Annotated in this window: 20 protein-coding genes; all 20 read left to right on the top strand. The window is 46.8% G+C overall.

Annotated features, from left to right (window positions below; genetic code table 11):
- Positions 1-4: 4 nt before the first annotated feature.
- On the top strand, positions 5-1,462 hold the full coding sequence (locus tag ON006_RS21540; RefSeq protein WP_244824423.1) for a phytoene desaturase family protein: 1,458 nt from the start codon (positions 5-7) through the stop codon (positions 1,460-1,462).
- Positions 1,463-1,472: 10 nt separating this feature from the next.
- Positions 1,473-2,561: a formylglycine-generating enzyme family protein gene (locus ON006_RS21535; RefSeq protein WP_244824422.1), complete on the top strand. Its 1,089-nt coding sequence runs from the start codon at positions 1,473-1,475 to the stop codon at positions 2,559-2,561.
- Between the two features lie 21 nt (positions 2,562-2,582).
- The gene (locus tag ON006_RS21530; RefSeq protein WP_244824421.1) at positions 2,583-3,152 is read left to right on the top strand and encodes an RBBP9/YdeN family alpha/beta hydrolase; all 570 of its coding nucleotides are present in this window, start codon (positions 2,583-2,585) and stop codon (positions 3,150-3,152) included.
- A gap of 102 nt (positions 3,153-3,254) precedes the next feature.
- Complete coding sequence (locus ON006_RS21525; RefSeq protein ID WP_374760246.1) at positions 3,255-3,857, top strand: YceI family protein; 603 nt, start codon at positions 3,255-3,257, stop codon at positions 3,855-3,857.
- A gap of 99 nt (positions 3,858-3,956) precedes the next feature.
- The gene (locus tag ON006_RS21520; RefSeq protein ID WP_244824419.1) at positions 3,957-5,111 is read left to right on the top strand and encodes a beta-1,2-mannosidase; all 1,155 of its coding nucleotides are present in this window, start codon (positions 3,957-3,959) and stop codon (positions 5,109-5,111) included.
- A 409-nt stretch (positions 5,112-5,520) separates the two neighbouring features.
- Entirely contained in the window at positions 5,521-6,240 is a 720-nt protein-coding gene (locus ON006_RS21515; RefSeq protein WP_244824464.1) for a 3-keto-disaccharide hydrolase, read from the top strand.
- A 67-nt stretch (positions 6,241-6,307) separates the two neighbouring features.
- Positions 6,308-7,159, top strand: coding sequence for a sugar phosphate isomerase/epimerase family protein (locus ON006_RS21510; protein WP_244824418.1), 852 nt, complete (start codon positions 6,308-6,310; stop codon positions 7,157-7,159).
- 103 nt (positions 7,160-7,262) lie between these two features.
- Positions 7,263-8,324 (top strand): ThuA domain-containing protein, encoded by a 1,062-nt coding sequence (locus tag ON006_RS21505; protein WP_244824417.1) that lies wholly within the window; start codon positions 7,263-7,265, stop codon positions 8,322-8,324.
- Between the two features lie 39 nt (positions 8,325-8,363).
- Positions 8,364-9,191, top strand: a complete 828-nt coding sequence (locus tag ON006_RS21500; protein WP_244824416.1) for a sugar phosphate isomerase/epimerase family protein — start codon at positions 8,364-8,366, stop codon at positions 9,189-9,191.
- Positions 9,192-9,354: 163 nt separating this feature from the next.
- A complete protein-coding gene (locus ON006_RS21495; protein WP_244824415.1) occupies positions 9,355-10,158 on the top strand; it encodes an alpha/beta fold hydrolase in 804 nt (267 codons plus the stop codon).
- A gap of 57 nt (positions 10,159-10,215) precedes the next feature.
- Positions 10,216-11,289 carry an aldose 1-epimerase family protein gene (locus ON006_RS21490; RefSeq protein ID WP_244824414.1) on the top strand — a complete coding sequence of 358 codons (1,074 nt, stop codon included), beginning with the start codon at positions 10,216-10,218 and terminating at the stop codon, positions 11,287-11,289.
- Positions 11,290-11,368: 79 nt separating this feature from the next.
- The gene (locus ON006_RS21485) at positions 11,369-12,583 is read left to right on the top strand and encodes a class I mannose-6-phosphate isomerase (protein ID WP_244824413.1); all 1,215 of its coding nucleotides are present in this window, start codon (positions 11,369-11,371) and stop codon (positions 12,581-12,583) included.
- Positions 12,584-12,699: 116 nt separating this feature from the next.
- On the top strand, positions 12,700-13,737 hold the full coding sequence (locus tag ON006_RS21480) for a sugar phosphate isomerase/epimerase family protein (protein ID WP_244824412.1): 1,038 nt from the start codon (positions 12,700-12,702) through the stop codon (positions 13,735-13,737).
- A gap of 48 nt (positions 13,738-13,785) precedes the next feature.
- Complete coding sequence (locus ON006_RS21475) at positions 13,786-14,946, top strand: Gfo/Idh/MocA family protein (protein ID WP_244824411.1); 1,161 nt, start codon at positions 13,786-13,788, stop codon at positions 14,944-14,946.
- 132 nt (positions 14,947-15,078) lie between these two features.
- Positions 15,079-16,581: a sugar ABC transporter ATP-binding protein gene (locus ON006_RS21470; protein ID WP_244824410.1), complete on the top strand. Its 1,503-nt coding sequence runs from the start codon at positions 15,079-15,081 to the stop codon at positions 16,579-16,581.
- Between the two features lie 81 nt (positions 16,582-16,662).
- A complete protein-coding gene (locus ON006_RS21465) occupies positions 16,663-17,637 on the top strand; it encodes an ABC transporter permease (protein ID WP_244824409.1) in 975 nt (324 codons plus the stop codon).
- Positions 17,638-17,701: 64 nt separating this feature from the next.
- On the top strand, positions 17,702-18,637 hold the full coding sequence (locus tag ON006_RS21460; protein ID WP_244824408.1) for a sugar ABC transporter substrate-binding protein: 936 nt from the start codon (positions 17,702-17,704) through the stop codon (positions 18,635-18,637).
- A gap of 94 nt (positions 18,638-18,731) precedes the next feature.
- Positions 18,732-19,295, top strand: coding sequence for a hypothetical protein (locus tag ON006_RS21455; protein WP_244824407.1), 564 nt, complete (start codon positions 18,732-18,734; stop codon positions 19,293-19,295).
- Positions 19,292-19,996: a nucleotidyl transferase AbiEii/AbiGii toxin family protein gene (locus tag ON006_RS21450; protein WP_244824406.1), complete on the top strand. Its 705-nt coding sequence runs from the start codon at positions 19,292-19,294 to the stop codon at positions 19,994-19,996. Before ON006_RS21455 ends, ON006_RS21450 begins: the two co-directional genes overlap by 4 nt.
- A gap of 93 nt (positions 19,997-20,089) precedes the next feature.
- Complete coding sequence (locus ON006_RS21445) at positions 20,090-21,457, top strand: Gfo/Idh/MocA family protein (RefSeq protein ID WP_244824405.1); 1,368 nt, start codon at positions 20,090-20,092, stop codon at positions 21,455-21,457.
- Positions 21,458-21,471: the final 14 nt, after the last annotated feature.

Here is a 21,471-nt window from a genome sequence, read left to right as displayed (position 1 = left end):
AAAAGTGTATAAAACAGAATACGACGCAGTGGTGGTAGGTTCCGGGCCGAATGGGTTGGCTGCGGGGATCACCATGCAACGGGCGGGATTATCTGTTCTAATTGTAGAAGGCAAGCCCACGGTGGGCGGAGGAATGCGTTCGGCAGCGTTAACATTGCCCGGCTATGTTCATGATGTGTGTTCGGCAGTACATCCCATGGCATTGCTTTCACCATTCTTTAAAGATTTGCCTTTACACGAGTTTGGGTTGGAGTTTATACAGCCAACATTAGCAGCCGCCCATCCATTTGACGATGGTACGGCAGTTACGTTGGACCAATCGCTCGCCAAAACAGCGGAACGATTGGGAGAGGACGGAGAAGCATATCTGAATTTTATGGAACCGCTTGTCAATGATATACCCCGGTTGCTGCCGTCGTTACTGGGGCCATTGGCCTGGCCGGAAAATCCGTTGGCATTGGCGAAGTTTGGTCTGAAAGCATTGCCGTCGTCGCTGAGAAGCAGTAACCGTTTTAAAACCAAAGCAGCGAAAGGACTTTGGGCAGGAATGGCGGCTCACGCGATACAGCCTTTGGGAAACCTGGCGACGTCCGCGTTCGGTATTATGCTGATGGCGGCGGCGCATTTGAACGGCTGGCCCATACCAAAAGGAGGAAGTCAATCCATTGCAGATGCATTGGCTAGTTATTTCAAAGCGATCGGAGGAGTTGTTGAAACTGGATTTCAGGTAAATGATTTAAACCAGTTACCACCTTCGAAAGTAGTATTGATGGACGTAACGCCCCGTCAGCTGCTGAGTATTGCAGGAGATCAATTGAGCAGTTCATACCGTAGCAGGCTGGAAAAGTATAGATACGGTTCCGGTGTTTTCAAAATAGACTGGGCGCTGAATGATGTGATACCCTTCAAAGCCGAGGAATGTAAACTGGCCGGAACGGTACATTTAGGGAATACTTTGGAAGAGATCGCACATTACGAGAAAAGCATTGCAGAGGGGGAACCTGCCGGGAAGCCGTTTGTATTATTGGCCCAGCAAAGTGTTTTTGACCCAAGCCGCGCCCCGGAGGGAAAGCATACAGCATGGGCATATTGCCACGTACCGAACGGATCGCAGCTGGATATGACCGCCGCTATTGAAAACCAGATAGAACGTTTTGCTCCCGGTTTCCGCGATTTGATTATTGAAAAAAGCATTATGAATACCAGGGAAATGGAAGCCTATAACCCGAATTACATTGGTGGGGACATTAATGGTGGCATTCAGGATCTGTGGCAGCTTTATTCCAGGCCAGTCTGGAGCGTTTCACCTTATCGTACCTCCGCCAGCAATATATATTTGTGCTCGTCATCGACACCGCCGGGCGGGGGAGTACATGGAATGTGCGGATATCATGCAGCCAAACAGGCGATGAAGGACGTTTTTAAAATGAATAAAATTGATTCTTTGGAAGTACGAGTATAATAGACGGGTTATGAGATTTTTTGGGAAAGATTTTTTGGGAATATATCTGATCGGGTTCGCAGCGGTAGCAAGTCTGGGGTGTGAGAAGAAGCAAACGGCTGAGGAGAGAAGGGCCGACAGCCTGGCACATTGCATTGCCGACGGCATTCCGTCCAGGGCGGCTGCTATTCAGAATGCAAGTTATGTAGCGGAAGGTAAGGGTGATACCAAAGGCATGGTTTGGATCAATGGAGGCAAATTCCTGATGGGCGCCGATGAGTTCCCTGATTCCCGGCCGATGCACGAAGTGGCTGTGAATGGATTTTACATCGACGAGCATGAAGTGACCAATGCGGAATACGGGGAATTTGTAAAGGCAACCGGCTATAAAACCGTGGCAGAAAGGCCATTGAATCCGGCTGATTATCCGGGCGTTCCCGCTGACAAACTCGTTCCGGGATCGGCGGTGTTTACGCCAACTCCCACACGGGTTTCGCTGGACAATCCGTTGCAATGGTGGAATTATGTGGCAGGCGCAAGCTGGGCGCATCCCGAAGGACCGGCAAGTTCAACCAAGGGAAGAGAGAATTTTCCGGTGACCCAGGTTTCTTACGAGGATGCTGCGGCTTATGCCAAATGGGCCGGCAAAAGGTTACCAACAGAGGCTGAATGGGAATACGCGGCGCAGGGAGGAAAGGGAAACCATACCTACTACTGGGGCGATCAGCTGAAACCGGGTGACAAGTGGGTGGCCAATATTTACCAGGGAAGCTTTCCGGATAAAAACACCAAAGAAGATGGGTATCTGACTGCTGCGCCAGTGAAATCCTTCCCGGCAAATCCCTATGGATTGTACGATATGGACGGTAATGTGTGGGAATGGTGCGAAGATCTTTACCGCCCCGATTATTACCAGAAAAGCCCGAAGGATAACCCGAAAGGACCTTCGGATAGTTACGATCCCGATGAGCCGGGAGCTGTTAAAAGAGTTCAGCGGGGCGGATCTTTCCTGTGCAGCGACGACTATTGCATTCGTTACAAAGCAGGAAGCCGCGGCAAGGGAGAAGTGACGAGCGGTAGTAACAATCTGGGTTTCAGATGTGTTAAAGATAAAAAGTAAGATTAAGTAAGCGTATTTTATATGACAACCCACTTTCTGACCGTTCCTGGGCTGGCTAGTTCAGGGCCGCAACATTGGCAGACCATCTGGGAGAATCAGTATCCGCATCTATTTAGCAGGGTTCAGCAGGAAAACTGGGACTGGCCGGTAAAAGATGACTGGGTTGGGCAGCTGCAAAAACAAATTAGCGAACTGAGCGTTCCTACTGTGCTGGTTGGGCACAGCCTGGGCTGTATCACGATCGCACATTGGGCGCAAGAGCATTTTTCGGAATATATCAAAGGCGCATTACTGGTAGCCCCGGCGGATGCGGAGCAGTCGAAAAGGTTGAACTTTGTAGTAGGTTTCAAGCCGATCCCTGTGCGGGCGCTGCCATTTAAAAGTATCGTGGTAGCGAGTACCAATGACATTTACGCCAGCATTCTCCGGTCCAAGGTTTTTGCTGCAAACTGGGGCAGTGATTTTGTCAATATTGGTAAGAAAGGGCACATTAATGCAGTATCGGGGCTGGAAGACTGGCAGGAAGGGAAAATTATCCTCGAAGAGCTGGGCTCGTTAGAGTTGGTTCAAAACGAAGCAACGAAAAGCTGAAAAATTACGTAACACAATTTTAAAACCATTTTTTAAATTCATCTTATTACCTTACAAATCAAATTTATTTAACTCTAAACAATTGGAATGACTATGAAAAAAATGTTTGTTTTCGCGATAGCTGGTTTGCTATTCAATGTAGCTGCTATTGCTAATGGTCCTGATAAATCCAAAGCGGCTGATAAAACGCTGGCTGTTGATACAAAAAGCAGCACGGTAGTTTGGGGTGCAAAAAAAGTGACTGGCACGCATGCGGGCACAGTAGCCCTGGAAAGCGGAGCCCTGATTGTTGACAATGACAAGTTAAAAGGCGGAAACTTCGTAGCTGACTTGAAGTCGCTTGTAGTAACGGATGTGACTGATAAAGACATGAATGGCAAATTGACCGGCCACTTGAAAAGCGATGATTTCTTCTCGGTAGAAAAACATCCACAGGCGAAACTGGTGATCACTTCGGTAACACCGAAAGGAGGCGACGCTTATGACGTTACAGGTAAACTGACTATCAAGGGCATTACTGAGGAGGTGAAATTTCCCGCAACTGTAAAAGCAGATGCTAAGAAAATAACTGCTAATGCGAAAGTTAAGATCGATCGTACGAAATATGATATCAAGTTCCGTTCAGCTAATTTCTTTGAAAACCTTGGAGACAAGGCGATTGACAATGATTTTACACTGGATGTGAATCTTGTTGCTAACAAATAAGCTGTTATAATACTACAATGAGAATCCGGTTTGACCTTGGTCAGGCCGGATTTTTTGTTGCTATATTTGAAATAGAATTCAATAACTTAAAGAAAATATATGAAAAATTTGATGACCGGGCTGGCCATTTGTGCCTTGATAGCGTCAGGAAATGTTTTCGGCCAGACAGAAAACAAGCTTCCCGACTGGACCTTTGGCGGTTTCAAGCGTCCGGCCAATGTCAACCCCGTGATTTCTCCGGACACTACATCCACGTTCTTTTGCCCAATGAATAAAAGGCAGATCGACTGGGAGTCCAATGATACATTCAATCCTGCCGCGACCATTAAAAACGGTAAAATAGTGGTGCTCTACCGTGCGGAAGACAAGGCGGGCCGGGCGATCGGCAAGCGTACTTCCAGGCTGGGTTACGCAGAAAGTGAGGACGGGATTACATTTAAAAGACGAAAAGAACCGGTACTATATCCCGCCGAAGACAGCCAGAAAGCAATGGAATGGCCGGGCGGCTGCGAAGACCCGCGGGTGGCAGTGACCGAAGACGGATTATATGTGATCATTTATACACAATGGAACCAGGATAAAGCCAGGCTCGGCATTGCGACATCAAGAGATTTGCTGAAATGGGAGAAGCATGGTCCGGCTTTTACCAAAGCATATGGTGGGAAATTCAATCAGATATGGTCTAAATCGGGCTCTATACTTACCAAACTGGTAGGCGATAAGCAGGTGATCGCCAAAGTGAATGGAAAATATTGGCTCTACTTCGGGGAGGCGAACGTGAATGTAGCCACCTCGACTGACCTGATCAACTGGGAGCCGGTAGTGGATAAAAGCGAAAATCTGGTGAATCTGATCTCTCCCCGCAAAGGATATTTCGACAGTAACCTGACCGAATGTGGCCCGCCTGCCATTATCACCGACAAAGGAATTGTGCTGCTGTATAACGGTAAAAATGACAAAGGCGAGGACGGCGACAAACGTTTCACGCCGAATAGCTACTGCGCAGGACAGGTACTGTTCGATAAAAACGATCCGACCAAAGTACTGGCCCGGCTCGACGTGCCATTCTTCCGTCCGATGGAATCTTTCGAAAAAAGCGGACAATACGTAGCCGGTACGGTTTTCATTGAAGGAATGGTTTATTTCAAAAAGAAGTGGCTGCTATACTATGGCTGCGCAGATTCGCGTGTTGGCGTAGCTGTGTACGATCCTAAAATGAAAGGTCCGGGAGACCCGCTTCCGGCGGCTCGCTAGAATTGTTTTTGAACAAATGCATCCGGACGAAGCCGCTGGTCGTATATCAAAGTAAATCAACAAGCACTGATTTACAAAGTTTTGATGCCTTGATGGTGATAGTGAAGTTGGTTGAGGTGAATGGTTGTTTACAAGCGGGAGAGCGATATGCTTTCCCGCTTTTTTGGCTTAAGACTTACCAAGTCTTCAAGACTTGGCAAGTCTCTACTCGGAAGCAGGTTAGTACAGGATAGTCCGACAGATAATTTTAGGAATTTTTGGATATTATTTTCTTCTTTTTAAAGAGTAATATAATCAAAACTTCCCCTTGTGATAAGGGGAATCAGTCGTTCAGAAGTCACTAAACCTATAAATGCAATCAAAAATGAATTCCAGATTTATCAGTGCCAGAGTTCTGCTGGCCGTTTTAATGATCATTGGATGCCAGATCAGCGGCATCGCGCAAAAAAAAGAAAAAGGATTCGTTTCAATATTTGATGGCAAAACGCTGAAAGGCTGGGACGGCGATCCAAAGTACTGGCGGGTTGAAAACGGCAGCCTGGTAGGAGAGATCACACCGGAAACATTGCTGAAAACCAATTCATTCATCATCTGGCGTGGTGGTGAGCCCGGCGATTTCGAGCTCAAAGGATCATTCAAAATTGCAGTGGCAGGTAACTCAGGGATCAACTACAGAAGTGAGCAGCTGACCGATGTTCCATTTGCATTGAAAGGATATCAGGCCGATATTGACGGAAAAAGAAACTACACCGGCCAGAATTACGAAGAAAGAAAAAGAACTACCTTGGCTTATCGTGGTCAAAAAACAACCATTAAGGAATATACAGGAGAAAAGACGCCGGAAGCAATTAGAAGCAATGTGAAGGCCAATGCCTGGACAGGGTTTGAAGTAACCGGTTCATTGGGAACATCCGATTCTCTGAAAACTTTGATTAAAAGCGAAGATTGGAATACTTTTCATCTTGTAATAAAAGGAAACCGTTTGCAGCATTACATCAATGACGTCCTGATGAGCGATGTGACTGATAATGATACCGTAAATGGTGCAAAAAAAGGATTGTTAGGCGTGCAGGTCCACGTCGGCCCGCCTATGAAAGTGGAATACAAAGACCTAAGGATCAAACAATAGTAAAGTGTCCAAAAGCTAACGGGCTAAAAGCTACCAGCCGTTAGCTTTTCAGCCAAAGCCAGTAAAAATGAATAAAATAGGATTTAATGTGCTTGCCTGGACGGCAGCGGTCTCCGATGACGTTTTTCCGATCATTGACAGACTAAAAACGATCGGGTATGATGGAGTAGAATTTTATCTGGGCACGCAGGATGCCCCCGCTTACCAGAGGATGGGTAATTATACCAAAGATCTTGGCCTGGAAACCACGGCGGTGATGACGCTGGGAAAGGACGATAATCCCGTCAGTGAATCCGCGGAAATCCGTCAGAAAGCACTGGATAAGATCAAATGGGCTGTTGATCGCGCGCATGAGCTGAATTCAAAGATCATTTGTGGGCCATTTCATTCGGCACATACCGTTTTTGTAAACCGCCCGGCTGAGGATCGTGAGTATGCGCTAGCCGGTGAGGTGTTGAGCGCTGCTGCCGATTACGCGGCCCAGGCCAATATTGTGTTTGCTCTCGAAGCACTCAACCGCTTTGAATGCTACCTCTGCAATACCATGGAGCAACTGACCAAGCTGGTTAAGGCGGCCAATCACCCCAATGTGAGGGCGATGTTCGACACGCACCATTCCAACATTGAGGAAAAGAAGTACTCCACTGCATTACAAACCATCGCACCGGTGCTTGCTCACGTGCACATCAGCGAGAACGACCGCGGTACACCCGGTGACGGACAAGTACTGTGGGACGATGCCTTTTCATCCTTAGCTGCTATCAAATACCAGGGATGGCTTACTATCGAAGCTTTTTCAAGAAATGACCCTGATTTTGCCAATGCAATCGGAGTGTGGCGGGAGTTCTCAGATCCTTGGGACATTGCGGAAAACGGCTACAAGTTTATCCGTGAAATGTCTTTGAAGCATGGATTGTAGGGGCATCGTCCGTCGGCTATCAGCTATCGGCTTTTGTCCTGTTTCGATATTATTATTATTACAAAAAAGTCGACGGCCGACTGCCGAAAGCCGATTGCCAAACATGAAAACCACATTGTTATCCATACTTGTTTTCCTGCTTTTCATTTCCCAGTCCAATGCTACGGACTTGTCGACTCAGCAGGATGATGTCAGCAAGTACCGCGTCGTTTACAAAGGCGATAAAGGCCCGGGGGTGGGTAAAAACATCGTTTTCATAGCCACAGACCATGAGTACCGGGGCGAAGAGTCACTGCCCGCGCTCGCCCGCATACTGGCGAAGCGCTACGGGTTTACCTGTACCGTTGTGTACGCGCTCGACGAGCAGGGTAACATCCTGCCGGGAGGCTCCAATGTGAAAGGTCTGGAAATACTGGACAAAGCTGACCTACTGGTGATGTTCATGCGGTTTGCGCATTTTGAAGACAAAGAAATGCAGCATATTGACAATTATATCAAAAGAGGAGGCCCCATTGTCGCCTTCCGGACTTCTACCCACGCATTTGATATTAAAAATGATCCTAAATGGGAACATTACGGTTGGAACTACAACGGTCCCAAAACAGACTGGAAAGATGGTTTTGGTGAATACGTGCTGGGAGAAACCTGGGTTTCGCATTATGGTACTAATCATAAGCAATCATCAAAACTGATCATTGAAAAATCGCAGGCGGCGCATCCGATCATGAGGGGCGTGAAAGATATGTGGGTGCAGTCAGGCGGCTATACTGCTGAACCAAAAGGTACCGTACTGGCGCGCGGCCAGGTACTTAATGGAATGACCGTAACTTCCGAGCCTGACAAAACCAAAGAACTGCTTCCTGTGGCCTGGATACGTGATTATCAGGTCGAGTCAGGCAAAAAGGGCCGTGCATTTACGACAACTCATGGCGCATCCGAAGACATTTTGAATGAAGGTTTTAGAAGAATGGTGCTCAATGCAGCGTTTTGGGCGATGGGTATGGAAAGAAGCATCAAGCCGGATAACGACATTGCTTTTGTCGGTCCGTACAAGCCTACCACATTCAATTTCAGCGGCTACAAAGCCAATGTAAAACCTGCCGACCTGGCCGGATGGGATTCACTCATCATGCCCGGAGAAATTGTCAAAAAGAAGGGCAAATGATCATTTAATGAATTGATTAACATAGTAACAGTATTTTAAATGTCACAAAATATTCCATTCCGTTTTGGTTCAGAGGTTTACACCTGGTTTATGAGCAATAGCGGCCAAACGCACCACGGGCGATTGGGCCACATGATCGAAGTAATCGCAAAAGCAGGTTTCACAGGGATTCAGCCAATTTTTACCTGGATGGGTGATCTGATCGACCCAGACAAACTGGAAGCAAAACTGAAAGAACAGGGCATAGAGCTGGCTGCGCTGGCACTGGCGTTGGACTGGAATGAGGCAGAAGAAACGGAACGCGAACGTGAAGTGGCGGATCATGCGATCAGAGTGCTGGAACGTTTTCCGGGGGCAGTTTTAAATACCGTTCAAATCCCTACCGGCCGCCATGACCTCGCCGAGAGACAAAAACGATTGATCAATATTGTCAATACGGTTTCCAAAAGAGCCGCAGATAAAGGAGTAGCGTGCAGCTACCATCCCAATTCTCCCCACAGCTCCATTATCCGCACCGAGGAAGACTACAAAATTGTACTGGAATCGTTGGATTCGTCGGTTACCGGCTGGACGCCGGACGTGGGCCACATTATCAACGGGGGTATGGACCCGCTTGCCAAAATGAAGGAATATCAGTCGCTGATCAATCACGTGCATTTCAAAGATTGGGACGGTAACCCTGAATTTGCGTTGATGGGCAAGGGAAAAGTTGACCTGCTGGGCGTAACGCAATGGCTGAAAGACATCAATTACAGCGGCTGGATTATTTGTGAGGATGAAGGCGAGGAAGCGTTGAAAGATCCGGACTTTGTAACATTACACGACGGAAAATGGATTCAGCAAGATCTGATTCCGGCATTGAAATAACGTCGGCAATCGGCTGTCGGCCGTCAGGTTTAAAAATGGCCCCATCGGGGCCACCTGTTTATAGAAAAAAGATACAAAATAGTTTATGCCCCGGAGGGGCTACCTGTTTATAGAAAAAAAGGTACAAAATAGTTTATGCCCCGGAGGGGCTACCTGTTTATTTATGCCAACGATAAAGACAAACGGAATTAACATGTATTATGAAGAGCGTGGCTCGGGCGAGCCGCTTCTTCTGATAATGGGTATTACTGCGACGGGTGCTTCATGGAATGTACACGTTGCCGACTGGAAACATCATTTTCGCTGCATTATCGGGGATAACCGCGGTGTTGGCGAAACAGATAAGCCAGCCGGGCCGTATTCGACAGAGCAAATGGCCGATGATTATGCCGGTTTGCTTGACTCGCTGGGCCTTGATAATGTTCGTGTGATAGGCTGCTCGATGGGCAGCACGATTGCACAGCAACTCGCGATCCGGCACCCTAATAAAGTAAAATCGCTCGTCCTAATGTGTCCCTGGGCGCGTTGCGACAATTATGCGAAGGCGCTTTTTCAACATATTATGAACAGTAAGGCGCGGTTCCGGCCGGAAGAGTTCAGCCTGTATATTCAGTTGCTTATTTTTTCCAAATCATCGTGGGACAATGAGCAGAAGCATGCGGAACTGGAAACCGGGAGGAAGCAAGACGCTTTTAATCCATACCCCCAACCATTGCACGGGCTGGAAGGACAGGCGGCCGCTTGTATCAACCATAATGCACTGTCCGATCTTGGTAAAATAAATAAACCGACATTGGTTATCGGAGGTAGAGAGGACATTTTTACCCCGGTTTGGATGGCAGAGGAAGTAGCGAACGGAATACCGGGCTCAGAGTTATTTCTATATGAAAAGTTGGGGCACGCATTCCACTTCGAGAACACCGAGGATTTTAATGAAAGAACAAGAAATTGGCTGCAAACACATTAAAACAGGCCCGTTTAGGTCTTTTTCAAATTTAGATTGTCATTGATTAAATAACAAATAATGGAGAGTGCCGAAGCAATAAATCCGGACTGGAAGGATAAGGTATCCAATCATTTTCAATTGGGAGGAATAGAAACTTCCATCATTGACAATGGGGCTGGAAGAGGCACAAGAATAGCCTGGATTAATACTGGCACCGGTTTGCGTTTCAAGGTGGTGATCGACAGGGCTATGGATATTGCGGATGCATTTTTCAATGAGCATAGTCTGGCTTGGCTGAGTCATGGCGGCATTACTTACCCGCAGCCATTTTCAGATAAAGGCATTGACTGGCTGAGAACTTTTGGTGGCGGTTTGCTCACTACCTGCGGATTAACGCATGTCGGAGGGCCGGAATCAGATAGTTACGGCGACCGCGGCCTGCACGGGCTGATCAGTAACACGCCAGCTGAAATTGTATCGATCATTCAGCCGGACCCAAGGGCGGGGAAGCTGGAAATGAGCATTACGGGGATTATCAGAGAGACAAAACCATTTGGTCCAAGCCTGGAATTGAGAAGGACGATTTCGGCCACATTGGGTCAACCAGGGCTGCGCATGCATGACGAAGTAAGTAACAAAGCCAATACGCCGTCGCCTCATATGCTGCTGTATCATTTCAACTTCGGCTGGCCGCTGGTGGATGAAGGCACTGATATTCTTTGGAATGGTAAATGGTTTCCGCGGCATGGAGAGGAAAACGCGAAGATCTTCAAAGAAGGAAATGATTTCAAAAAATGCCCTGCACCGCTGGAAAGCCATTTGGGTTCGGGCGAAGAAGTAGCGTTGATCGATGTAGAGGCGGATATTTTCGGGGACAGCATTTGTGGTCTGCATAATTCTAAAATAGGACTGGCGGTTGCATTGAAATTCAAAAAAGAACAATTACCGTGGTTAGCCAACTGGCAACATTGGGGGAAGGGCGAGTATGTAACAGGTATAGAACCTAGTACGCATCCATTGACAGGGCAGGCGAAAGCACGTGAAGACGGGAATTTGATCTTTATTGAACCGGGCGCGTCGAAGTCTTATGAGCTGGAATTGAATGTGTTGACAAATAAGGAAGCGATCGAAGAATTTATTTTGAGTACGTAGACTTGGCAAGTCTGCAAGACTTACCAAGTCTTTTTTGAAATCAAGTATTAACTAAACCAATTTTATTAAAACAATAGCAATGGGACTTTCAAGTATAGCTGAAAAGGCATTAGAGCAGGGAAAAGGAATTTTACGTTTGGCTCCTACCTGGGTGCCCCGTTCATTTTGTGTACCTGGTCGGAGAATAAAATTGCATCCCGACGATTATTATATTTTGGGGGGAGAACGTGGCGGTATCGATGAGCGTTGGCTTTCATCAACAACTCCGGCTGAAAACGGACCGCTTACCGGAGAAAATGAAGGTTTAAGCCAAATCGTCTTTAACGATGGATCGGGCGATCAAAAAGTAACATTGAAAGATGCCGTTGAAGAACTGAAAGGAGCGATCATAGGCGACAGGCTGTGGGATCAATATAAAAGCTGGCCGATGTACTCCAAGTTTTTTGACAATATGGGACCACTTCCGCACCATATCCACCACAGGGACGAGCACGCTGCGATGGTAGGCCAGAACGGGAAACCGGAGGCATATTATTTCCCGCCGCAGTTAAATAACCATGGCGGTGATTTTCCCTACACATTTCTAGGCATCGCTCCTGGTACGACCAAGGAGGAGATCAAGGAGTGTCTGATGAATTTCACGAAAGGCGACAACAAAATCACGAACTACTCGCAGGCATTTCGTCTTGAGCCCGGAACAGGATGGGATGTTCCTCCTGGCATGTTGCACGCTCCCGGTAGCTTATGTACTTATGAGCCACAAAAAGCTTCGGACATTTTCGCTATGTATCAATCTCTTGTTAACGAGGCGATTATTCCGGAGGAACTCCTTTGGAAAGGTACACCGCAAGACAGAATCGGTGATTACGACTTGTTGATGGAAGTAATCGACTGGGATTTGAATGTGAATCCGAACTTGATGGAAAAACACTTCATGAGACCCAAACCAGTAAAAGACGTGGCGGAGATGGCAGCTGAAGGATATAGCGAAAACTGGATATGCTACCGAAATGAGGCATACAGTGCGAAAGAACTTACTGTTTTCCCTGGCCAAACCGTAACAATCAAAGACGGCGGAGCCTATGGTATGATCGTGATGCAGGGACATGGCAAGTTTGGTGTTTGGGACATTGAAACGCCAGCGCTGATCCGTTACGGGCAATTGACCAACGACGAGTTCTTCGTAAGCGAAAAAGCCGCTCAGGAAGGTGTTGTTCTCAGCAATCCATCTGCGAATGATCCAATCGTGATATTGAAACACTTTGGTCCGCTTAATCCCGATTTAGTATTGTAGAGACTTCGGCTGTCGGCTTTCGGCAGTCGAAAATCATGAATATTGATTTATAAATAAGTAAAAAGGCCGAAAGCCGATCGCCGACGGCCGAAGTATAACTAGTAACTTCTTAAACCATGCCTGAAAATAATTTCCCCAAACTCCACAATGCCACATGGCCTGGTATTGTCGGCAAAGGTTCTGATTCGGAGCCTGTGATTTCATTTGATACCATGCTTGAAAAAACCGCCGCTGCCGAAGTGGACGGAGTGAAATTCGATGGTGTCGATCTGGGCCTTTTTGACCCTCATATCGATCTGGATATGAGCGATGACGGAATTAAGAGATTGGTTGACAAAATAGGAGGACTGGGCTTGGAAATCGGAAGCCTTGTGGCGCCGATCTGGGGAGGCCCGGCAATGGGCAGTAAAGAGGAACGCGACACATTTGTAGAAATGGTGCGCAAATCCTGCGTTTTTGGACAAAAACTAAGAGAACACGGCATTCGCCCGCACGGTATTGTCCGCATCGACTCGGCAAGCAAGCCGGAAGCATGGGCACTTGATCCCGTTGCCAACACCAAACTGATTGCTGAAACTTTCAGACGGGCTTGCGACGTCGCCGCCGATTACGGCGAAAAACTGGCTGCCGAAGGTGAAATCTGCTGGGGTGGTATGCACAGCTGGCGAACCATGATCGATACCATGGAGGCGGTTAGTCGTCCAAACATGGGTTTCCAGGCTGATATGTCACATACATTCCTGTATCTGTTGGGTTATAACCGTCCCGAGGACCGCGTACTGCCTGTTGATTTTGAATGGAGCGACCGTGCTGCTTTGGACGAAGCGCTTAAAACAATGACGGCTGCATTGCGTCCATGGACGATCGATTTCCATGTTGCACAAAACGACGGAACAGTTCACGGAACAGGTTCTCATGATAAAACAGGCCGTCACTGCCTGGCGACGGACCCTAATGGTAAACTCGACATTACGCATGACGCGGGCTATTGGCTGCGGGACGAAAATGGTAACATTACCAAGGCGTTCGGTCACATTTGCTGGGACGGATGTATGTTCCCGAACTCGGTGATGGAAAGCCAGCAAACCTGGAATGATATCCTGGCAGCTTTGATCAAAGTACGCAAGGCGCACGGCTGGTATCAGGAGGCATAAATCATAACCATTTAACCATAGGCTTCAGCCTATGGACTCAGAGAAATCATGTCAGAAAAAAAAGAAATCAGAATTGCCCTGATCGGAACCGGACTCATGGGACGGACGCATTCGAATGGCTATAACAGAATTACAAACTTCTTTCCCGAGCTGGAATATACGCCTGTGCTGAAAGTAGCCTGTTCACGTAATGCAGAAAAAGCAAAGGCTTTTGCTGAGCAATGGGGCTACGAATCTTTCGAAACAGACTGGAAAAAAGTGATCGCGCGGGACGATGTTGACGCTGTCGACATTTGTACTGCGAACGATACCCACGCCGAAATCGCGATAGCTGCTGCGGCGGCGGGGAAAATGATCCTTTGTGAAAAACCGCTTGCCAGAACATTGGCAGAGGCCAAAACGATGGTGGATGCAATCGAAAAGGCAGGTGTCAAAAATACGGTATGGTATAACTACCGTCGCGTTCCGGCTGTTACATTGGCCAAACAAATCGTTGATTCAGGTAAATTGGGGAGGATTTTCCATTATCGTGCCAACTTTTTGCAGGATTGGACAATCAATCCGGATGTGCCACAGGGAGGTACCGCAACGTGGCGACTGGATGTAGACGCAGCGGGTTCGGGAGTAACCGGCGATTTGCTGGCGCACTGCATTGATACCGCGATGTGGATCAATGGAGGCATTAAAGATGTTTCCGCGGTGACTGAAACTTTCATCAAGGAGCGTGTGCACGCAGGCAGCGGAGAAGTTCAGAAAGTAGGTATCGACGATGCCTGTATTTTCCATTGCCATTTCGACAATGGTTCTCTGGGGCTCTTCGAATCTACGCGTTACGCGCGTGGCCACAAGGCACTTTATACATTTGAAATCAATGGCGAGCATGCATCTATCCGTTGGGACCTGCATGACCTGAACCGTCTCGAATATTTTGACCATAGCGACGAGTCGATCGTTCGTGGATGGAGATCGATCCTGGTAACTGACGGCGATCAGCCTTATATGAAAAGATGGTGGATTCCCGGAACCAGCATTGGTTATGAGCATTCATTCATTCACCAGGCGGCCGACTTTTTCGAAAGCCTGCAAACCGGCGAACCTTGCTCTCCAACCTTCAAGGATGCCTACGAAACCCAGAAAGTATGCGAAGCAGTTCTGGACTCCGCGGCATCCAAAAGCTGGAAAGACACCGGTGTAACCTGGGAGGGATGACACGCCGATAGCCCAGGGCTTCAGCCCTGGGACGTGCGCGATCGCATCCGTGACCCGCAGCAACACCCAAAGGCTTCAGCCACATTCCGCAGATCAAGAATGTGGTTGAAGCCTTTCTTGAAATTAAACCATATGTCTGATTACATTCTCTCCGTCAACCAGTTGTGCAAATCATTTTCAGGTGTAAAAGCGCTTGATCATGTGCAGTTTAACCTTAAAAGAGGTGAAGTGCATGCATTGATGGGCGAAAACGGGGCAGGCAAGTCGACATTTATGAAGATCCTCATCGGGCTGCTTGCTCCGGATTCCGGAGAAATTGTTTTCGAAGGAAATGATTTAAAAAATAGTAATGTCAGCGAAACTTTAAAGAAAGGTATTTCGATGATCCACCAGGAAATTCTGATCGTTCCGGAACTGACGGTTGCGCAGAATATTTTCCTGGGAAGAGAAAAAGAAGTTTCAGGTAAAGCCGGGTTGCTGGCTGGCTGGCTCAATGATACGGGTATCAACCGGCAGGCGGAGCAGCTTTTGGAACAAATAGGTGTTCAGATAGCCCCCGACACCAGAATGAAGCAGCTGAGTGTGGCGCAAATGCAAATGATCGAGATCGCCAAAGCGATTTCGAATAATGCCAAAGTGATTATCATGGACGAGCCTACGTCGGCCATATCGGACAAGGAAGTTTCGACCCTTTTCAAAATCATCAGCGATCTCAAATCCAGGGGAGTGAGTATCATCTACATTTCCCACAAAATGGATGAAATTTTTCAAATCTCGGACACCATTACGGTTTTGCGGGATGGTAAATATATTGGAACAAAAAGAGCAGAAGAACTGGACCAGAATTCGCTGATTACAATGATGGTAGGGCGCGAAATTGGTCAAATGTTCCCGGATGCAGTTCACAAGCCGGGAAAGGAAGTTTTGTTGGTGAAAAACCTGGGCAGGAAGGAAAAGTTTTCGGATATTAATTTCAATGTACGGGCAGGAGAAATTCTCGGACTGGCTGGCCTAATGGGTGCCGGCAGGACAGAAATCGCCCGTGCAATATTTGGCCTGGACACATTGGATGAGGGGGAGATTATCATTTCGGGAGAAATAGTGAAAGTTAATTCTCCGGTGAAAGCTATCAAAAATGGCATCGGCTATGTGAGCGAGGATCGGAAAGGTTTTGGCTTTGTTCCAGCCATGTCAGTCAAGGATAATGTCACACTCGCGAGCATTTCCAGTCATCGGAAAGGGATTTTTATTAATCAAAAAAGTGAAAAATCCGTCGCTGGTCAAATGATCTCCGATCTGAAAGTGAAAACGTCGGGAATGGACCAGAAAGTCATTTATCTGAGCGGTGGAAACCAGCAAAAGGTGGTGATAGGAAAGGTACTGCTAGCTTCCCCGGATATCATTATCCTCGACGAACCGACCCGGGGAGTAGATGTGGGCGCAAAATTTGAAATTTATAAACTGATCAGAAGCCTGGCCGAAAAGGGAATTGCCATCATCCTGATTTCGTCCGAACTACCTGAAATTCTAGGTATGAGCGACCGGATACTGGTACTGTCAAAAGGAAAGCAAACAGCCTTATTATCGAAGCAGGAAGCGACGCAGGAGCTGATTATGAAGTATGCGGTAGCTTAACGGCTTTCGGCTGTCAGCTACCGGCTTTCGACTAAAACGAGAGCGTTATTATAGAAATTTTTTATCAACCAAAAAGGCCGATTGCCAAAAGCCGACGGCCGAAGTAACGTGAATACATCCTCCCGCTTTACCAATTTTGGCCAGTATGGCATCTACCTGGCTTTTGCGATTATTTGCCTGGTGCTTGCACTGAGCACGCCACGATTTTTTACCGTGCCTAATCTGATGATCATCGGAACACAGGTTTCGATCAATGCACTACTGGCCTTTGGGGTAACGTTTGTCATCATCACTGGCGGAATTGACCTTTCATTGGGTTCAATGGTAGCCGTGGCGGGCGTAGTAGCGGCAACTTTCGCCCATCCCGACACTTATCCGCTGATTGTTCCGTTGCTGGCCGCTATCACGGCAGGATTGCTTTTTGGCGCATTCAATGGTCTCGTTATTACCAAAAGTAAGGTGCCGCCATTCATTGTAACATTAGGTACCATGACCATTGGGCGAGGACTAGCATTGATTTTAAGCAAAGGACGGCCCATTTCCAATCTTTCGGACTCGTTCAATTTCATTGGTGGCGGAAACATCTTCGGGATTCCGTTCCCGATTATCATTCTGATTATTGCCTTCCTTGTGTGTTCCGTTATTCTGAACAAAACCATTTTGGGGCGATATATGTACGCGGTCGGTGGTAATGAGCAGGCGGCCAGGGCTTCCGGGATTCGGGTTAGCAATGTCAAAATGTGGGTATATACACTTTGCGGGATACTTTCTGCATTGGGAGGGATCTTGCTTACATCCAGGATCACAACCGGGCAACCTAATTCAGGAGCAGGTTTTGAGCTGGACGCGATCGCCGCTGCTATTATTGGCGGAACCAGTACTTCGGGTGGCACAGGTACTATGGCCGGCACACTGATAGGCGCATTGTTGATCGGCGTCATCAGCAATAGTCTGGACTTGTTGAATGTAACATCGTACTATCAGCAGGTGGTAATGGGCATAATTATCATTGGCGCAGTAGTTTTAGACAGTGCCGGTAAAAAAGGAAGAGAATAAAACAAGAAGGATCAACTGAATTCGACTGCCGAGAGCTGACAGCCGACGGCCAAAAAGCCTCATTATGAAAATCAAGTACTACATATTATTAGCCGGATCGCTCCTATTCAGCTGCAATCAATCAAAAACTGACGAGTCTGGTGACGGATCTGCCAAAAAACTGGTGATAGGCGCTACGATGCTTAGCATGCAGAATGAATTTATTGTCAATGTAAATGACGAAATGGAGGCCAAGGCCAAGGAACTTGGTGTAGAGCTAATCACCGTGGACGCCGAACGGTCTGCATTGAAGCAGGTAGAGCAGGTAGAAAGCTTTATTGCGCAAGGTGTGGATGCTATTATCATGAATCCGTGTGAGGTAGAAGCTAGCTCACCGGCTATTAAACTGGCTATGGATGCCAAAATTCCGATCATTAATGTCAATTCGGAAACATCAGCCAAACCCACTGCATTTGTAGGCTCTGATGACACTGAATCTGCACGGATCGCAATGAAATACATTGTCGACAAGCTGGGAGGAAAAGGAAATATCCTGATGATGCACGGTTTTATGGGACAAGCGGCGCAGATCAAAAGGGATAATGGAGCGAAGGAAATTTTGAAAGCCAATCCGGGTTTAAAGCTTCTGGCGGAACAATCAGGAGAATGGGACAGGGCGAAAGGAATGTCGCTGACGGAAAACTGGATTCAATCTTTTGGTCCAAAAATCAATGCGATCTTTGCTCAGAACGATGAAATGGGTATGGGTGCCGTCAAAGCATTGGAAGCTGCAGGCTTGAAAAACAAGGTCATTGTAGTCAGTGTGGATGCGATCCCGGATGCCCTGCAAGCTGTTAAAAAAGGAACACTCGACGCCACAGTTTTCCAAAACGCCAAAGAACAAGGCGGGAAAGCTATTGAGACGGCTGTCAAAGCCGCCAAGAAGCAGGCATTCGAAAAGGAAGTTCTGATTCCGTTTCAGTTGGTAACGAAAGAGAATGTGGGGGAGTTTTTGAAGTGAGAGATATCCCAACATCAATATTCAAATCTAAAAGCATGAAAATTTACGATTTGCAATTTGCAAATCGTAAATTGCAAATCGTAAATCAACTTTTATGAAGGATCATAAGGGAATGCGACCACAGGATATTGTGGTGTTACTGGCGATAGTTGCGCTTCAGAGAGGGGGCTGGGATCGAAAAGGATTAAAGTCTGTCCATCGATTGCCGTTTCCGTTAAATAAGACGATAGCGGAATTACTTAACATAAGTACCGCGGAAATATCAGCATCATTATACCGTTCAGCCTATGCAGGCCTCATAACAGACATTGCTTACAGCAAAAATGTACTTTTAAAATCTACGCTGGAATTCTTGAGATTTGGTCTTAAATATGTTTTCCCTGTTCAACCCGGTGCATTAGTGAGAGGCATTCCGACGGCTCACTCTGCCGATCCTTTAAAAAATCAACTATCTTTTCAAGAAGAAATTGTGTGGGAACATGCTGATGGAACTGTACGAGGGCAGGCGATTTTACCATTATATAATACCGTTCCGGAAATTGTTACGAAAAACAAACTACTGTATGAGCTTTTGGCTTTAACTGATTCATTAAGAATTGGAGGAGCTCGGGAAAGAGAGTTGGCGATCATTGAGCTGGAAAAACGGTTCTTCCAATGATCTACAATAAGCATTTGTATGTAAAACGGATTAAAGAAGTCGCTGAAAGACTCGATTACTTGCTTGATCAAGTTGTTTTTGTCGGAGGGGCAGTCGTTGCCCTTTATGCTGATGATCCCGCAGCTGCCGAAGTACGACCTACGGAAGACATCGACATTGTAGTGGGAATTTCAACAAGGGCTGGCTTTTCAACTTTCGAAGAGAAATTACGTCAACTGGGTTTTAAGAATGATATTGAATCAAAATTTTTAGGACGTTATAAAATCAATGGGATCATTGTAGATTTTATGCCCATTGAAGAAAACGTGCTTGGATTTAGTAATAAATGGTATAAAACAGGAATTGAGCAAAGTTTTTCATACCGGATTGATAATGACATTTCAATTCGCCTGATGCCTTTTCATTACTTTATTGCCTCCAAAATAGAAGCGCACAATTCCCGTAATAAAACAGACTTGCGTACCAGCAAGGATTTTGAAGATATCGTTTATTCATTTGACAATCGCCTTGATCCGTTAAAAGACATAAATGATTCCAGCGGAGAAGTAAGAGAATATTTAATTAATCAGATAAACAATCTTCTCGGAAATCCCAACATCGAAGAAGGACTGGTTAGTCAGTTTAATTATGGGAGTGGGCCCGCACGGGCGAGACGTATCAAACGAATTTGGGCTGATTTCGTATTGGATCTGGCATTATAGTCTGATGTTAATAGTAAAGTTCTTTATAAAGACCCTTTTATTAGCGTCCGGGCACGGGCGCTATTTTTATTCCTAACCAACCAAACTTTGCTAATGAACACTTTCAATATCAATCGCCGGAGTTTTCTTCATGGCGCTACGGCGGCGCTTGCGTTATCCTCGTTCGGAGCCCGAGGCATGGATCTGATCAATCCGGCCAAAACACTTCGTGTGGGTTTAATCGGCACAGGCTGGTATGGGAAAAGTGATCTGTTTAGATTGATACAAGTGGCTCCTGTTGAAGTAATTGCGCTTTGTGATGTGGATAAAAATCAGCTGAATGAGGCCGGTAAGCTGGTAAGTCAGCGGCAAAAGTCGGGCAAGGCGCCGAAGTTATATGGAGACTATCAAAAGTTGCTTTCCGAGAATGAACTGGACATTGTACTCATCGGTACGCCTGATCATTGGCATGCTTTGCAAATGATCGATGCAGTGAAAGCCGGGGCACACGTGTATGTGCAAAAACCGATTAGTGTGGACGTGATGGAGGGCGAGGCGATGGTAGCCGCTGCAAGGAAATACAAGAAAGTAGTTCAGGTCGGAACGCAGCGAAAAAGTACGCCCCACCTGATTGATGCTAAGAAAAATATCGTTGATGCCGGTTTGCTAGGTAAGATTTCGCACGTGGAAATGTGCTGCTATTACCATATGCGGAACAATGGTAACCCGCCCGTGGAAGCCGTTCCGGAGTTTTTGGACTATGAAAAATGGACGGGCCCTGCTCCTTTGAGACCTTACGACGGCCTGCCTCACGTTCGCTGGTGGCGAACGTTTATGGAATATGGCAATGGTATCACCGGCGATATGTGCGTACACATGTTTGATACCGTTCGCTGGATGCTCAAATTGGGCTGGCCTACCAAAATCAGTTCGACCGGCGGTATTTATGTTCAAAAGGAAGGTAAGTCTAACATTTCGGATACGCAGTCTGCGATTTTCGAATATCCCGAGCTGAACTGCGTTTGGCAGCATCGTACCTGGGGTACGCCGAACAATCCGGATTATCCCTGGTCATTTACATTGTACGGAGAAAAAGGAACGCTCTGGGCCAGCACGATGGCTTATGATTTCATTCCGCAGGGTAAAGGCGATAAGATTCACAAAGATGTTATTTATGAAAAAGAAAAGTATCCGGAAGACCTCAAAGAAGACAGAATAGAATTGAATGCAGCACCGGCAACGCGTCTGCATATGCTTGATTTTCTGAGTGCTATCGATAACAGTAGTCGTCCGGTAGCTGATATTGAAGAGGGTCATATTTCAACCGCAAGCTGTATTCTTGCCAATCTTTCGATGAAAACGGGCAGACCTATTGTTTATGATCCGGTAAAACGCGAAATTGTGGGTGATAGAGAAGCAAATAGTCTTTTGGCGCGTTCCTATCGCTCCCCCTACAAACATCCTGACTATAAAAACGTTTAGTTTAGCATAAAGAG

The organism is Dyadobacter pollutisoli (assembly GCF_026625565.1).
GTDB classification, from domain to species: domain Bacteria; phylum Bacteroidota; class Bacteroidia; order Cytophagales; family Spirosomataceae; genus Dyadobacter; species Dyadobacter pollutisoli.
The sequence above is the reverse complement of the archived record's forward strand: the minus strand, read 5'-3'. Positions and strand labels throughout refer to the sequence as shown.